The sequence below is a fragment of the Polymorphospora rubra genome (assembly GCF_018324255.1).
Taxonomy (GTDB): domain Bacteria; phylum Actinomycetota; class Actinomycetes; order Mycobacteriales; family Micromonosporaceae; genus Polymorphospora; species Polymorphospora rubra.
On sequence record NZ_AP023359.1, the window covers coordinates 3,147,750 to 3,162,859 of the forward strand.

The following is a 15,110-nucleotide window of genomic DNA, read 5'->3' on the forward strand; positions in this document are numbered from 1 at the left end:
ACCGCGCCGGCGTAGCCGGCTGGGACAGGTCTTTTCGGAGAGCCCTGTCGTCGCCTTCGGTGCCGTCGTGGTTGTCCTGGTCGGCATTGGTCTGAGTGGTTTCGCGGCGTTCACCGCGACCCGTGGCAACCCCGCGCCGTCGGTGTGGCAGGACTCCGCCTCCGCCGGTGGCGACCCCTCCGGCGCGCCCGCGCCCAGTCCCACCGAAGCCGCCCCCAAAGTGATCAGCATGTCGGCGACCGGGGACATCGTGTTGGGCAACGCACCCAACCGGCTCCCGCCGAACGGTGGCGAGGGCTTCTTCGACCCGGTCCGGGAGGCACTCGTCGCCGACCTGGTCATGGGCAACCTGGAAGAGCCGCTGACCGAGGACACCGGCACCACCAAGTGCGGTGAGGGCGCCTCGGGCTGTCACGCCTTCCGGGCCCCGCCGTCGTACGCCACGCACCTGCGCGACGGCGGGTTCGACCTGCTCAACCTCGCCAACAACCACGGCTACGACTACGGCCAGGCCGGCTACGAGAACACGACCCGGGCCCTCGAAGAGCACGGGATGCAGCACACCGGCCGGGCCGGCCAGATCACGATCGCCGACGTCGAGGGCGTCAAGGTCGCGGTCCTCGGCTTCACGCCGTACTCGTGGACCAACAGCCTGGTCGACATCGCGAAGGCCACCGAGATCGTCGAAGAGGCGGCCGCCCAGGCCGACCTGGTCGTGGTGCAGGTGCACATGGGCGCCGAGGGGGCGGAGAAGACCAGGGTCAAGCCGGGCACGGAGATGTTCCTCGGCGAGAACCGGGGCGACCCGATCAAGTTCTCCCACGCCGTCATCGACGCGGGCGCCGACCTCGTGGTGGGCCATGGGCCGCACGTCATGCGGGCGCTGGAGTTCTACAAGGGGCGGCTGATCGCCTACAGCCTCGGCAACTTCGCCGGTGGCGGCGGCACTCTCAACGGCAGCGGGCGGCTCGGCTACGGCGCGGTGCTCAAGGTCTCGATGACCGCCGACGGCACCTGGTCCGACGGCCAGCTGATCTCGACCATCATGAACGGGGCCGGGCTGCCGACCATGGACGACCGCAGGCGGGGGCTCGACCTCGTACGCAGCCTGTGCGAATCCGACTTTCCGACCACCGCGCCGACACTGGACGACGAGGGCCGGATCACCCCGCCGGCCGGTGGCTGACCCCGGTCGTCAGACGGGCGACGTACGCTGGCCAGCGTGAGCCTGACCAATGCCCGGCCGGTCCCGAGCGCCGAACCGGCCCGAAAGGTCGAAGCAGCCCGAAAGGTCGAACCGGCCCGCCGGACCCGCAAAGCCGAGACCGAACTGGGCCGCAAACGGCGGGCCCGGCGGATGGCGCGGATCCTCGCCGAGACACACCCCGACGCGCACTGCGAACTCGACCACGGCAACGCCCTCCAGCTCGCCGTGGCCACGATCCTGTCCGCGCAGTGCACCGACAAGCGGGTCAACGAGGTCACCCCGAAGCTGTTCGCCCGCTACCCGACCGCGGCCGACTACGCCGGTGCGGACCGCGCCGAGCTGGAACAGCTGATCAAGCCGACCGGCTTCTTCCGCAACAAGACGACCTCCCTGATCAACCTGGGGCAGGCGCTGGTCGAGCGGTACGACGGCGAGGTGCCCGGCCGCCTCACCGACCTGGTCACCCTGCCCGGAATCGGCCGCAAGACCGCCAACGTGATCCTCGGCAACGCGTTCGACGTCCCCGGCATCACCGTCGACACCCACTTCCAGCGGTTGGTTCGCCGCTGGGAATGGACGGACGAGACCGACCCGGTCAAGATCGAACACGCGATCGGGGCCCTGATCGAGAAGCGCGACTGGACCATGCTGTCGCACCGGGTGATCTTCCACGGTCGGCGGGTCTGCCACGCCCGCAAGCCGGCCTGCGGCGCCTGCACGCTCGCCGCCGCCTGCCCGGCGTACGGCACCGGACCCACCGATCCGCTGGCCGCCAAGCTCCTCAAGGGCCCCCGCGCCCGCGACCTCGCGGCGGCGGCCGGGGCCGACCCCGACCTGGTGCCGGCCCAGGCGGCGGCCGCCGACGTACCGTGACCGATCGGATGGGCAGGACGGTTCCGACCGGACAGCTGACACGGGCGGCGCGCGGAGCGTCGGGTCGTCGGTGGCTGGCCGGGCTGCTGACGCCGCTCGTACTCGCGGCGGCCGGCTGTACGACCGGTGGGTCCGATCCCACCCCGGACCCCGAGCCCGCCCCGTTCGCGGCCTGCGCGGCACTCACCGCCCCACCGGCCGAAGCCGCCCCACCGGCCACGGCGACGGGCGCCGAACCCACCGGACGGCCCGGACCCGACGACCCGCCCCATTCGCCCGGCCAGGGCCCACCGCCGGCCGACGTGCCGCAACTGCCGGCGATCGAGCTGCCCTGCTTCACCGGCGGCGAGCCGGTCGCGTTGACCGGCATCCGCGGCCCGGCGGTGATCAACGTGTGGGCGTCCTGGTGCACGCCGTGCCGCAAGGAACTGCCCGCCTTCCAGCGGCTCGCCGACCGCTCGACCGGACAGCTGCACGTCGTCGGCGTCGACGTACGCGACCGGAAACCGGCCGCGGTGTCGCTCGCCGAGACGTACGGCTTGACCTTCCCCAACCTGTTCGACCCGGACGAGGAACTGCTGCGCGGCCTGGCGCGTAACTTCGTTCCGATGACCCTCTTCGTCGACGGCACCGGCACCGTCCGGCACCTCGACGTCTCCGGGGCGCTCGACGACGCCGCCCTCACCGCCCTCGTCGGCGAGCACCTGGGCGTGGTGGTGGGCCCGTGAGCAGCCCGCCGGACTGGACCGCACCGCTCGTCGACCGGGTGCGCAACGCCCGTACCGAGGACTTCACCCGCCTGCCGACCCCGGCGACCGGCCGCCCCAGCGCGGTGCTCGTTCTGCTCGCCGAGGAGCCGGCGCACGGGCCGGACGTCCTGCTGCTCCAGCGGGCGGCGTCGATGCGTAACCACGCCGGGCAGCCGGCGTTCCCCGGCGGTGCCGCCGACCCCGGCGACGGCGGACCGGTCGGCACCGCGTTGCGGGAGGCCGAGGAGGAGGTCGGGCTCGACTCGCGGAGCGTCACCGTCCTCGCCGAACTGCCCCGGCTGTGGATTCCGGTCAGCAACTTCGTGGTCACCCCGGTCCTGGCCTGGTGGCACCGGCCGCACCCGGTATACCCGCGCGAACCGGCCGAGGTCGCCCACGTTGCCCGGCTGCCGGTGGCCGAACTGGTCGACCCCGCCAACCGGCTGACCGTACGGGTCCCGAGCGGGTGGCAGGGGCCGGCGTTCCAGGTCCGCGGGATGCTCGTCTGGGGCTTCACCGCCGGGGTGCTCGCGGCGCTGCTGGACATGGGTGGCTGGGCCCGGCCCTGGCCCCGACACCGGGTCACCGAGCTGCCCCGATCGGTGGTCCGGCCGGCCCCGCCCGCGACCGCCGACACCGACGACGAGCTGACCGGTCCGATCGGCTGACCTTCGGCCGAAGAGGTCGTGGAGGTGGTCGGACGGGCGCCCGGCGGCGTGGCCCCGCCGCACGTCACGGCCCCGGTCGCCGGGCACCCGTACCCTGGACGGGTGTCCGCCGTTGATGTTGTCCTGATACTGCTCATGCTGTTGTTTGCGATCAGCGGCTACCGGCAGGGATTCGTCATCGGAGTCATGTCGTTCACCGGCTTCTTCGGCGGTGCGCTCATCGGACTCCAGGTCGGCCCGCTGCTGGCCCGACGGTTCGAGGACGGCGCCATCCGGGTGGTGGTCGCGCTCATCACGATCTTCGGCCTGGCCATCCTGTTCCAGACCCTGGCCGGCTGGCTCGGCTCACATGTCCGGCACGCGATCACCAGCCGGGCCGGCCGGCGGATCGACGACGTCGGCGGCGCATTGGTGTCACTGGTCGCGGTGCTGGTCGTCGCCTGGCTGGTGGCGGTGCCGCTCGGCTCGTCGTCGCTGCCCTGGCTGGCCAGCTCGGTACGGCACAGCGCGCTGCTCGGCGCGGTCGACCGGGTGCTGCCGGAGCAGGCGCAGGCGCTGTCGCACGCGCTGCGTGACACCGTCGACACCAACGGCTTCCCCGACGTCTTCGGCGGGCTGGCCCCGACCAGGGCCCGCGAGGTGTCGCCGCCCGACCCGGCACTCGCCGGCTCCCAGGTGGTCGCGAACGCGCAGCGGTCGGTGGTGAAGGTGCTCGGCAGCGCGCCCAGTTGCTCCCGGCGGATCGAAGGCTCCGGCTTCGTCTACGCCGAGGAACGGGTGATGACCAACGCGCACGTCGTCGCGGGCACCCGCAGCGTTTCGATCGAGTTGAACGACCGCCGCTACAACGGCCGGGTGGTGGTCTACGACCCGGCACGCGACCTCGCGGTCATCTACGTGCCCGACCTGTCCGCGCCGGTGATGCCGTTCGCGGACCGGCCGGCACCGGTCGAGGCGGACGCGATCGTGCTCGGCTTCCCGCTCGACGGCCCGTACGACGCCCAGTCGGCCCGGGTGCGCGACGTCGGCGACATCACCGGCCCCGACATCTACGACTCCGGCGACGTGACCCGCGAGATCTATACGATCCGGGCACTGGTTCGCAGCGGCAACTCCGGCGGCCCACTGATCGGGCCGGACGGCCAGGTGCTCGGTGTCATCTTCGCCGCGGTGGCCGACGACCCCAACACCGGCTTCGCCGTCACCGCGGCGGAGTCCGCGTCGGTCGCCGAGGCCGGCACGCAACGCACCCGCACCGTCGATACCGGCGCCTGCTCCTGACCGGACCGGGCTGGCCCGGGCGACCGGAGGATCTGTCAGCGCGACGGGTCCGGCCCGCCGGACCCCGGAGCGGTCCGGCGCCGTGCCCGCCGGTCGGGGATCCAGCCGAGACGCCAGGCCAACAGGGACCCGACGCCCAGCAGTGCCACCACCGCGACCGCGCCGCCGACCAGACCCGACCGGTCGAGCAGCGTGTCGGTGTCGCCCGACGGGGTGGCCGCCCATCCGCCACCCGGCCCGTTGGCCCGCCCGCCACCGAAGCGGCCCGGTCCGCCGTAGCCGCTGCCACCCGGTGTCTCAGAACCGCCCAGCGTTTCGTAACCCGGTGCCGGGCCGAAGCCGGCGTTCCCCGGACGCTTGTTGGTGTCCAGCGGGTTGTGGCCGATCTCGGGCATGGACGCACCGAGTGCCGCGACCGGGTCGACCAGCCCGAAGCCGAACCGGTCGTCCCGTCCCGGCTCGCCGAGGTCGCGGGCCGTGCTCGTCAGCCGGTGCACCACGTCGCCCGCCGACATCTGCGGCCACCTGGCGCGGATCAGCGCCGCCGTCGCGGTGACCAGCGGGGCGGCGAAACTCGTGCCCTGAACCCGCCAGAAGCCGCCCGGCCGGGCACCGAGCAGTCCGGTCGCCGGCGCGCTGAGCACCGTCTCCGGTCCGGTGATCGCCCCGGACCAGAGGTTTTCACTGGCCCGCTCCAGACCGGTCACCGCGATCACCCCGGGCTCCCGGGCCGGATACCAGACCTCGCTCGACGTGGAGGGCGCGACGTTGCCGGTGCACGCCACGACCACGACGTTGCGGGCGAACGCGTAGTCGATCGCGGCTTCGAGGGCCGGACTGGCACTGCCGCCGCCCAGCGACAGATTGATCACCTGGGCGCCGTTGTCGACGGCCCACCGTACGCCCCGGGCCACGATGAGCGCGTCGTCGTAGCGGTTCTCCTCGTCGAGCACACGTACCGGCAGGATCTTGGCCTGTGGGGCCAGGCCGGCCACCCCGTCGCTGTCGTCGTTGCGGCCGGCGATCAGCGCCGCGACCGTGGTCCCGTGACCGACCGGATCGTTCTGCCCGGCACCCGCGACCGGGGCGGCGTCGGCGTCGCCGGCCCGTGCCACCAGGTCGATCCCCGGCAGCACCTGACCCACCAGGTCCGGATGCGACCCGTCCACACCGGAGTCGACCACCGCGACCGTGACACCGCTGCCGGTCGACTGCCGCCATACCTCGTCGGCCCGCAGCTCCTTGAGCTGCCACTGTTGGTCGCGTACGGCGTCGGTGCGCACCGGCAGCGCGACCGGCCGGCCGGCCGCCGCACCGGCCGGCGGTGCCCCCGGCACGGCCGGTGCCGGCGAGACCGGTACGGCGAGCATGCTGAGAACGCCGAGCAGCGCGGCACCGGCGGTGCGCCGTACGACATTGTGGTGGCAGCGCCTCAACCCGGTCACACCCTGGCTTTCACACCCGGGGTGCGACACCCCGGCAGCGGATCGATGCACGGAGGCTACCCGGTCGACGGCCGGTACGGGCCGTGAGTGGGCCAGGAATCAGCTCGCTGCCAGATATGCGAGCTGGATCAGGCGTACCCCCTCCCGGCGGGTGACCAGGCGTCCCCGGCCCGGCGGCATCGGCGTGGCCCGGACATTGCCGATCAGGGACCCCTCGTCCGGCTGGCCGGACAGCAGCAGCGCGGTCGACGACAGCTCGCGCAACCGCTGCATCAGCGGCTCGTACGCGGTCCGTGCCGCCCCGCCGGTCCGCCGGGCCAGCACCAGGTGCAGGCCGATGTCCCGGGCCTGTGGCAGGTATTCCTCCAGAGCGCCCAGCGGGTTGCTCGGTCCGGTCGCCACCAGGTCGTAGTCGTCGACCAGCACGAAGAGCTCCGGCCCGGTCCACCACGACCGGTCCCGCATCTCCGCCTCGGTCACCTCGGGGCGGAGCAGCCGGCGCTCCATGTAGCCCGCCACCGAGCCGATGAGTTCGGCGGTGACCGCCGCCGCGGTCCCGTACCCGATCTGGTGCTCGGTGCGGATGGCACCCAGCAGACTGCGCCGGTGGTCGACGAGGATCACCCGGGCCTGCTCGGGCGTGAACCGGCTGGTGATCGTCGCGGCCAGCGCCCGCAGGAACGACGACTTCCCGCTCTCGGGGTCACCGAACAGCAGCAGGTGCGGTTCGCTGGCGAAGTCGATCGACACCGGCTGCAGATCCGTCTCGGCGATCCCGATCGGCAGCCGCAGCCCTTCCGTGCGGCTCAGGTCCAGTTCGGCGTACGGCAACTCCGGTGGGAGCAGCCGGACCCGGGGTGCCGGCGGGCCCGGCCACGCCTGCGCCACGGCCCGTGGCAGCGCGCCGGGATCGTCGCCGAGACCGGCCAGTTCCGGCCGGGCGGTCAGCAGGTGCAGGCCGTCGGTGGTGATGCCCCGCCCCGGCGATTCCCTCGGCACGTTCGCGGCCGCCCGGCGGGACACGAACGAGTCGGTCGGCTCGCCGAGCCGCAGCTCCACCCGCGAACCGAAGAGGTCCCGGATGGACGGCCGGAGGTCGACCCAGCGGCTGGCCGAGACGGCCAGGTGTATCCCGTACGACAGGCCACGGGTGGCGATGTCGGTCAGGGACTCGTCCAGGTCCTCGAACTCGTTGCGGATGGTCTGCCACCCGTCGACCACCACGAACACGTCGCCGTACGGGTCGGCCGGCCCCGCGGAGCCGGCCCGCAGCCGGCGGTAGCCGGCCATGTCGACCCCCAGCTCGGCCAACCGGCGCTCCCGCTGCGCGAGCAGGCCCGCCACGTCACCGACGGTGCGGCGGACCGCGGTGGGGTCCAGCCGGCCCGCCACCCCGCCGACGTGCGGCAGGTCGCGCAGCGCCGCCAGCGTGCCGCCACCGAAGTCGAGGCAGTAGACCTGCACCTGCGCCGGACTGTGGGTGAGGGCCAGCCCGCAGACCAGCGTCCGCAGCAGGGTCGACCGCCCGCTGTGCGGACCGCCGACGACGGCGACGTGGCCGGCGGCACCGTCCAGGGTCAGCCACAGCACGTCGCGGCGCTGCTCGTACGGCTTGTCGATCAGGGCGACCGGCACCTGGAGCGCGTCGCGCAGGTCCGGGTTGTCGACCGTCAGGCCGCGGACCGGGTCGACGCCGACCGGGCCGACCAGCTCGTCCAACGTGGGCGACGCCCCGAGCGGCGGCAGCCAGACGCGGTGTGCCGGCGGGCCCTGACCGTCCAGCCGGGACACCAGGATGTCGAGCAGCGTCGCGGCCCCGGACTCCTCCGCCGGCACAGCCGTGACCGGTTCGGCGACCAGCACGAGATGCGTCGAGTAGCCGAGGACCCGGACCCCACCCGGTTCGTCGCCGACCGGACCGGGCGAGCCCGCCGTACGGTGCGGGCCGGAAACGTACGCCGCCCTGAACCGCACCAGCGGTTCGGTGTTGCCGGACTTCAGGTAGCCGTGCCCGGGCGAGCGGGGCAACTCGTACGCGTCCGGCACGCCGAGCACGGCGCGGGACTCCAGGGCGGAGAACGTACGCAGCCCGAGCCGGTACGACAGGTGGGTGTCCAGACCGCGTAGCCGGCCCTCCTCGAGCCGCTGCGAGGCGAGCAGCAGGTGCACGCCGAGCGACCGGCCGACCCGTCCGATCTGCACGAAGAGGTCGATGAAGTCGGGCTTGGCGGAGAGCAGTTCGGAGAACTCGTCACAGACGATCAGCAGCGACGGCAGCGGCGCGAGCGCCGCCCCGGCGGCCCGCGCCTTCTCGTAGTCGCGCAGGCCGGCGTGGTTGCCGGCCCGGCGCAGCAGCTCCTGCCGCCGGATCAGCTCGCCGTTGATCGCGTCGACCATGCGGTCGACCAGCGGCAGTTCGTCGGCGAGGTTGGTGATCACCGCCGCCGTGTGCGGCAACCGGTCGAGCGAGGCGAACGTAGCGCCGCCCTTGAAGTCGACCAGGACGAAGTTGAGCAGCTCGGACGAGTGGGTGGCGGCCAGCGCGAGCACCAGGGTCCGCAGCACCTCCGACTTGCCGGAACCGGTCGCGCCGATGAGCAGCCCGTGCGGACCCATGCCGTCCTGCGCCGACTCTTTCAGATCGAGTTCGACCGGCGAGCCGTCGGCGCCGATCCCGATCGGGACCCGCAACCGGTCCCGGTCGGCCCGGGGCGCCCAGCCCTGTGCCACACCGAAGTGGTGCGGGTCGCCGATGCCGAGCAGTTCGGTGAACCCGGGGTCGGCGGCGAGCGCCGCCTGCGTACCTCCGGCCGTGGCGACCAGACGCAGCGGCGCGAGCCGTCGCGCGACCGCCTCGGCCTCGACGGTGCCGAGCCGGTCCGCGGTGCCGACGGTCGCTGGGCCGTCCATGGACTCCGTGTCGAGCCGGCCGGCCCGCACCTGGAGAACCAGCGTGTTGCGGTCGAGCAGCCGGGGCGGCGGACTGTCCAGGTCGACGATGGTGACCGCGTGGATGCCGCCGTCCCCGGTCAGGTGTGCCGCGCCGGTCAGGTCGCCGCCGTCGAGCACGACGACCACGTGGGGCCCACCCGGCGCCGGCCCGTGCGGGTTGAACCGCGGCCGGCTGGCGAGCAACTCGTCGAGCATCCCCTCCAGCTCGGTCGCCGAACTCGTGACCAGGCGGACCGGGCCGAGCGCGTCGGTACGGGTCGGGTGCAGCGCGTGCGGCAGCCACTTGACCCACTCCCACCCGGCCCGCCGCTCCGGCCCGGCGCACACCGCGACGATCAGATCCCCGGGGGCGTGGAAGACGGCGAGTTGGGCCAGCATGGCGCGGGTCAACGCCTGCGCCTCCGTACCGGCCGGCGACTCGCCGCCCGGCCGGGGCCGGCCACGCAGATGGATCCGGGCGAAGCCGCGCAGCGACACGGCCACCGGCAGGTCGGGAACCACCGAATAAGCGTCGAGGAACCGGCGCAGCGCCCCGGCCGTCATCGGCTCCAGATCCTCCACCGGCCGGGTCACCGGCGGGACGAGCGGGGTGGCCAGCGTCTGCGGGCCGACCCCGATCCGGACCACGCCGAAGTCCGGATCGGTGGGCCGGCGCTCCCAGAGGCGATGACTGTCGATCGTGGACCAGAGTTGGGCCGGGTCGGGATGCCGGTAGAACAGACCGGCCCGCTGCCGCTCGGCGGTGGCCCGGACCCGGCGCCGCAGGCCGGCCAGGTGGCGCAGGTACTCGCGCCGGGCGGTCATCATCTCCGACCGCTTCGGCGAGCCCGCCGCACCACCCCAGGTCGTGGCGAGCATGGCCAGTGACGACACCCCGAACATGGCGCCGACGACGTACGAGTAGGCGCCGCCGCCCCGGCCGAACATCATCGCCATGGCGACCGCGCCACCCAGCATCGGCAGCACCATCAGCATCTGCTGCCAACGGCCACCGGTCGCCGGCGGGATCTCCGGCGGCGGCTCCACGGACACCTCACCGGTCGGGATCTCCGGCGCCGGCCGCCGGGCCGGCCGCCGGAACGCGACGGTGCTCATCGCGGACGCGGGCCGTCGGCCCGACCACCGGCACCGTCCACACCCGATCGATCCAAGGTGGACATGATCCCCCCGTCACACGGACACCAGGACCGGCCCATGGTAGGTAAAGTGCCGTCGTCCGCGCTGACCCTCGCGGGCCGCACCGGGCACCGCCCGAAGCGGTCCTGGTTCCCGCTCCACCGCGCCGCACTCCGCACGCCCGACGTCTGGAGGACCGCTGATGAGCACCGGGCTCGCCCGAGTCACCGTGAGCGCCCCCCGCCGCCGGGTCGACGTCGCCGTACCCGAGCACCTGCCACTGGCCGAACTCCTGCCCGAGCTGCTGCGCCACGCCGGCGAAGGGCTCGCCGACGACGGCGAGCAGCACGGCGGGTGGGTACTGCGCCGCACCGACGGCGCGCCGCTCGCCGCCGGGCAGGGCCTGCAAACCCAGGGGGTACGCGACGGCGAGGTGCTGCACCTCGTCCCGGCCCGCGCCCGCTGGCCCGAACTCGAATACGACGACGTGGTGGAGGTGATCGCCGACGCGGCCCGCCGGGGTGGCGGCGCCTGGTCGGCCGGGGCCACCCGGACGGCCACCGTCGCCGTCGCCGGCGTGCCGCTCGCGGTCGGGCTGCTCACCCTGGTCCTGGCCGGCCCCGGTTGGCCGGTCGGGGCGTACGCCGGGCTCACCGCCGCCGTCCTGCTCACGCTCGCCGGAACGGTCGCGTCACGGGCGTACGGCGACGCGGTGGGCGGTGCGGCGCTGGGCGGGTTCGCGATGCCGTACGCGTTCGTCGGCGGCGCGCTGCTGGTCGCCTCCGGCGATCCGGTCGGCGTACCCGGTCCGCTGCGCTGGCTCGGCGCCCCGGAGCTGCTGGCCGCATCGGTCGCGCTGCTGCTGGTCGCGGTCCTCGGCCTGGCCGGGGTGGCCGCGGTCATGCGGGTCTTCACCGCCGGGGTGCTCGTCGGACTGCTGGGCGCGGTCGCCGCCACCGCCGGGTTCTTCCTGCCCGGTGCCGGCACGGCCGCGATCCTCACCGTGCTGCTGGTGTGTGGCATCGGCGTGCTGCCGCTGCTGGCCATCCGGCTGGGCCGGCTGCCGATGCCGCCGGTCACCCTGCCGTCCGGCGCGGGAGGGGCCGAGGACCTTCCGGCCGCCGACGCCGCCCGGGAGCGGCCCGACCGCCGCCGGGTCCACGATGCCGTCGCCCGTACCGAGGAACTGCTCGCCGGAATGCTCGTCGGTCACGCGCTGCTCACCGTGGCCGCCGCGACGGTGCTGGTCACGACCGGTGGCTGGGCCGGGCGTTCACTGGTGGCGGTCGCCGCGGCCGCGCTGCTGCTGCGATCGCGGCTCTTCGCCACCCGACGGCAGCGGGTACCCCTGGTCACCGCCGGATCGGCCGGGTTCGCGGTGCTCGGCGCGGCGCTGGCCGCCGCCGCGGATCCGGCGGTCGGCCTCGTCGTACTCGCCGGCGGGGTGCCGGTGGCCCTGCTGACGGTGATCGCCGGAGCCACGTACGCCCGCCGCCCGCCGTCGCCCTACCTGGGGCGGGCGGCCGACCTGCTCGACACGGCGACGGTGCTCTGCCTGGTGCCGGTCGCCTGTGCCGTACTCGGCCTGTACGGGCGGGCCCGGGATCTGCTCGGTTGAGCGAAAGCGGACGGATATCAGACAGTCACCGAACGCGTGACCCGTACGGGCCACGCGTTCGACTGACGCGCGAAGCTCAGTGGATTTCCTCGCCCTTGGCGACCGCTTCCTCGTGCCGGCGGTACGACGCCCGGATCTCCGCCTCGGCCTCGTTGCGGCCGACCCACGTCGCGCCCTCGACCGACTTTCCGGGCTCCAGGTCCTTGTAGACCTCGAAGAAGTGCTGGATCTCCAGCCGGTCGAACTCGCCGAGGTGGTGGATGTCGCGCAGGTGCTCCTGTCGCGGGTCCTCGAACGGCACGCACAGGACCTTGTCGTCGCCGCCTTTTTCGTCCGTCATCCGGAACATGCCGATGGTGCGGCACCGGATGAGGCACCCTGGAAACGTCGGCTCGGGCACCAGCACCAGGGCGTCCAGCGGATCGCCGTCCTCACCGAGGGTTCCCTCGATGAACCCGTAATCGGCGGGGTACTGGGTCGAGGTGAAGAGTGTGCGGTCCAGCCGGATCCGGCCGGTCGCGTGGTCAACTTCGTATTTGTTGCGGTGACCCTTCGGGATCTCAACCGTCACGTCGAAATCCATCTTCACGCTCCCTCGTTGCCCACGCTGGCTAACGGATGGACCAGGCGGCGCCAACCGGACGGATGTTGCCCCATCCGTCTCGGTCCGGGCACCGTCAGGTGTTCGGACGCAAGTAGTGTCGCGTAGTCAAGTTTCAGATCGGGAGGAGGGGCCGGTGGGGAGGCAAGATTCACACCCGGGCCCGGTGGACGGGGTGCCACCGAATCCGCACGGGGGGTTCGACGGGCACACCGCCGACGGGCACCCCGGACCCCCCGCCCACCCGCCACAGCCGGCCGCCGGACCGCACTCCGACGGGGCGTCGGTGCCCCCGCCTCCTCCCGGTACGTCACGCGGCCGGGCCACCGTGCCGCCGACCGGCCGGGCCACCGTGCCGACCCACCCCACGCAGGGCTGGTCGATCCCGCTGGACCGGGTACCCCAGGCCGGACCGCAGTCCCCGCCCGCTTCGCCGCAGTCCCCGCCCGTGCCACCGCTGCCCCCGCCTGTGCCACCGCTGCCCCCGTCCGTGGCGACGGAGCCCAGCACCTGGGCGATCCCACTCGATCAGGTGACCCCCCTTCGCCTCCGCGGCGGCCGGACCAGGCGGAGCGCCCGACCGGCCGGGTCGGGATGCCGACCTGGTCGATCCCGCTCGACCAGGTGGCCCCACCGCCGGCCCGGCCACAGCCCGCGCCGCCGGCGGGACCCGCGCACCAGCCGGCGCAGCCCACGCCGCACCCGGGCGGCGCCGTACCCACGAACTGGTCGGTTCCGCTCGACCGCGTGCCCGGGCCGGCAGGCGCCGGCCAACGCCAGCCGGAGCGTCCCGGCCAGCCGGCGCCGGGTGCCGGGGCCGACCTGCCAACCGCCGCGCACCCTCCGGTCGGCTGGGCACCGGAGGCCGGCGGACCACCCCGGCCGACGTCGCCCGGCCAGGCCGGACCGCCGTACCAGCCGCCGCCCGATCGTCCGACCCCGGACCTGCCCACGCCACCGCCCCCGCCCCGTCCGGCCGCCGGGCCACCGCCCGCGGAGCCACCCGTCCCGCCCCGCCGCCGACGCCGGGGTCCGGTGGTCGCCGCGCTCGCCTCGGTGCTGGTCCTGGCGGCCGCGGTGGCAGGGCTCGCCGTCGTACGCCCCGGACCGGTCGCCGGCTGGCTCGGCGGTGCCGACGGCGGGGCGCCCACGGCCGACCCGCCCGATCCGGTGCCGTCGGCGGTGCTCGACGGAGCCACCGCGAACGCGCCGATGCCGACCAGAGAGGGCGTGCAGGCCGCCATCGACCCCCTGGTCGACCCGCAGAAGCTCGGCGACCGGGTCAACATCTCGGTGCTCGACATCGCCACCGGCGAGGTGCTCTACGAACGGGGGCCCGACGCGCTGACCGTTCCGGCGTCGACCACCAAACTCGTCACCGGCCTGACCGTGCTCGCCGCCCGGGGCCCGAGCTACCGGATCCCGACCCGGGCCGTCGCCGGCGAGCAGCCCGGCGAGGTCGTGCTGGTGGGCGGCGGCGACCCGACCCTCGCCGTGAACGCGGTCGGCAGCTATCCCGGCGCGGCCCGGCTCGACCAGTTGGCCGAGCAGGTCAAGGCCGCCCTCGGTGGGGTCGCCCCGACCCGGGTCACCGTCGACTCCTCGCTCTACTCGGGGCCGATCTACGAGCCCGGCTGGGACTCCGACATCCCCACCGGCGGTTGCGGCGGGCCGGTCATGGCGCTGATGACCGATGCCGCCCGCGCGAATCCGAAGAACGCCACCGGCTGCACCCGGCGGTTCACCAACCCGGACATCGCCGCCGGGCAGGCCTTCGCGAAGGCGCTCGGCCTGCCGGCCGGCGCGGTCCAGGCGGTCTCGCGGGCCACCGCGCCGGCGACCACGCCCGGTACGCCCTCGGTCGACGCCACCGGCGGGGCGGTGGTCAGTACCGCGCCGACGGAGAGCGCCACGGCGCCCGGCCCCGAGGGCGGTACGACCGCTCCGGGCACCGAACTCGGCCGGGTCCAGTCGCCGCCGATGTTCCGCCTGGTCGAGTTCATGCTCGGCGACAGCGAGAACATCATCGCCGAAGCGTTGGCCCGGCAGGTCGCGCTCGCCCGCCAGCAGCCCGCCTCGTTCGTCGGGGGTGCGGCCGCCGTCGACGCCGTACTCGTCGAGCTGGGGCTGCCGGAGGCGGAGAGCGGACTCGCCGACGGCAGCGGGCTGTCGCGGACCAACCGGGTCACCCCGTCCCTGCTCACCGACCTGATCCTGCTCGCCGCCGGCGGCACCCGTCCGGAACTGGTCGGCATCTTCGGCGGTCTGCCGGTCGCCGGCTGGTCCGGAACCCTCAGCGAGCGGTTCCGTAGCCCGGCCGCCAGCAGCGTCGCCGTCGCCGGGGCCGGGGCCGTACGCGCCAAGACCGGCACCCTCTCCGGGGTCAACGCGATCTCCGGGGTGGTGACGACGGCCGAGGGTCGGCTGCTGGCCTTCGCGATCCTGGCCGACCAGGTGCCCACCGACTCGAGCGTGGCGCAACCGGCCCTCGACCGGATCGCCGCCGCCCTGGCCTCCTGCGGCTGTCGCTGACCCGCCCGTCCGCCGCCGAGCGGCCGGCCGCCGGGCGGCGGACACCGGTGCCGAGCCGGGTCGGGGGT

General features: G+C 74.1%; 10 protein-coding genes. 7 read left to right on the forward strand and 3 right to left on the reverse strand.

Going from position 1 to position 15,110, the window contains the following annotated elements; translation table 11 throughout:
• Positions 1-19: 19 nt before the first annotated feature.
• The 5 genes from Prubr_RS14465 (at position 20) to Prubr_RS14485 (ending at position 4,778) form a co-directional block, all read left to right on the forward strand.
• Positions 20-1,186, forward strand: coding sequence for a CapA family protein (locus Prubr_RS14465; RefSeq protein ID WP_425518049.1), 1,167 nt, complete (start codon positions 20-22; stop codon positions 1,184-1,186).
• Between the two features lie 144 nt (positions 1,187-1,330).
• Positions 1,331-2,080 (forward strand): endonuclease III, encoded by a 750-nt coding sequence (nth, locus tag Prubr_RS14470; RefSeq protein WP_281425944.1) that lies wholly within the window; start codon positions 1,331-1,333, stop codon positions 2,078-2,080.
• Between the two features lie 8 nt (positions 2,081-2,088).
• Positions 2,089-2,808: a TlpA family protein disulfide reductase gene (locus Prubr_RS14475; protein ID WP_212825725.1), complete on the forward strand. Its 720-nt coding sequence runs from the start codon at positions 2,089-2,091 to the stop codon at positions 2,806-2,808.
• Positions 2,805-3,497, forward strand: coding sequence for an NUDIX hydrolase (locus Prubr_RS14480; protein WP_212825727.1), 693 nt, complete (start codon positions 2,805-2,807; stop codon positions 3,495-3,497). The genes Prubr_RS14475 and Prubr_RS14480 overlap by 4 nt, the downstream gene beginning before the upstream one ends.
• A 102-nt stretch (positions 3,498-3,599) precedes the next feature.
• Positions 3,600-4,778 (forward strand): MarP family serine protease, encoded by a 1,179-nt coding sequence (locus Prubr_RS14485; RefSeq protein ID WP_212825729.1) that lies wholly within the window; start codon positions 3,600-3,602, stop codon positions 4,776-4,778.
• A 35-nt stretch (positions 4,779-4,813) separates the two neighbouring features.
• On the opposite strand, the gene mycP is transcribed toward Prubr_RS14485, so the two are convergent.
• Together mycP and eccCa are read right to left on the reverse strand one after the other, a co-directional pair.
• Positions 4,814-6,148: a type VII secretion-associated serine protease mycosin gene (gene mycP / locus Prubr_RS14490; protein ID WP_246568951.1), complete on the reverse strand. Its 1,335-nt coding sequence runs from the start codon at positions 6,146-6,148 to the stop codon at positions 4,814-4,816.
• 174 nt (positions 6,149-6,322) lie between these two features.
• Positions 6,323-10,270 carry a type VII secretion protein EccCa gene (eccCa, locus tag Prubr_RS14495; RefSeq protein ID WP_212825731.1) on the reverse strand — a complete coding sequence of 1,316 codons (3,948 nt, stop codon included), beginning with the start codon at positions 10,268-10,270 and terminating at the stop codon, positions 6,323-6,325.
• 223 nt (positions 10,271-10,493) lie between these two features.
• On the opposite strand from eccCa, the gene eccD reads away from it, so the two are divergent.
• Positions 10,494-11,909: a type VII secretion integral membrane protein EccD gene (eccD, locus tag Prubr_RS14500; protein ID WP_212825733.1), complete on the forward strand. Its 1,416-nt coding sequence runs from the start codon at positions 10,494-10,496 to the stop codon at positions 11,907-11,909.
• Between the two features lie 76 nt (positions 11,910-11,985).
• Here the strand turns inward: eccD and Prubr_RS14505 are convergent, their stop codons facing one another.
• Positions 11,986-12,492 carry an inorganic diphosphatase gene (locus tag Prubr_RS14505; RefSeq protein ID WP_212828031.1) on the reverse strand — a complete coding sequence of 169 codons (507 nt, stop codon included), beginning with the start codon at positions 12,490-12,492 and terminating at the stop codon, positions 11,986-11,988.
• 1,053 nt (positions 12,493-13,545) lie between these two features.
• Here Prubr_RS14505 and dacB point away from each other — a divergent pair.
• Positions 13,546-15,042: a D-alanyl-D-alanine carboxypeptidase/D-alanyl-D-alanine endopeptidase gene (gene dacB, locus Prubr_RS14510; RefSeq protein ID WP_246568952.1), complete on the forward strand. Its 1,497-nt coding sequence runs from the start codon at positions 13,546-13,548 to the stop codon at positions 15,040-15,042.
• The last annotated feature ends 68 nt before the right edge of the window (positions 15,043-15,110 follow it).

Bases quoted from the DNA above. Each gene is read 5' to 3' on its own strand.
- Prubr_RS14475 (WP_212825725.1), top strand. From the start codon at position 2,089: ATGGGCAGGACGGTTCCGACCGGACAGCTGACACGGGCGGCGCGCGGA.
- mycP (WP_246568951.1), bottom strand. From the start codon at position 6,148: ATGCTCGCCGTACCGGTCTCGCCGGCACCGGCCGTGCCGGGGGCACCG.
- eccCa (WP_212825731.1), bottom strand. From the start codon at position 10,270: ATGAGCACCGTCGCGTTCCGGCGGCCGGCCCGGCGGCCGGCGCCGGAG.
- eccD (WP_212825733.1), top strand. From the start codon at position 10,494: ATGAGCACCGGGCTCGCCCGAGTCACCGTGAGCGCCCCCCGCCGCCGG.
- Prubr_RS14505 (WP_212828031.1), bottom strand. From the start codon at position 12,492: ATGGATTTCGACGTGACGGTTGAGATCCCGAAGGGTCACCGCAACAAA.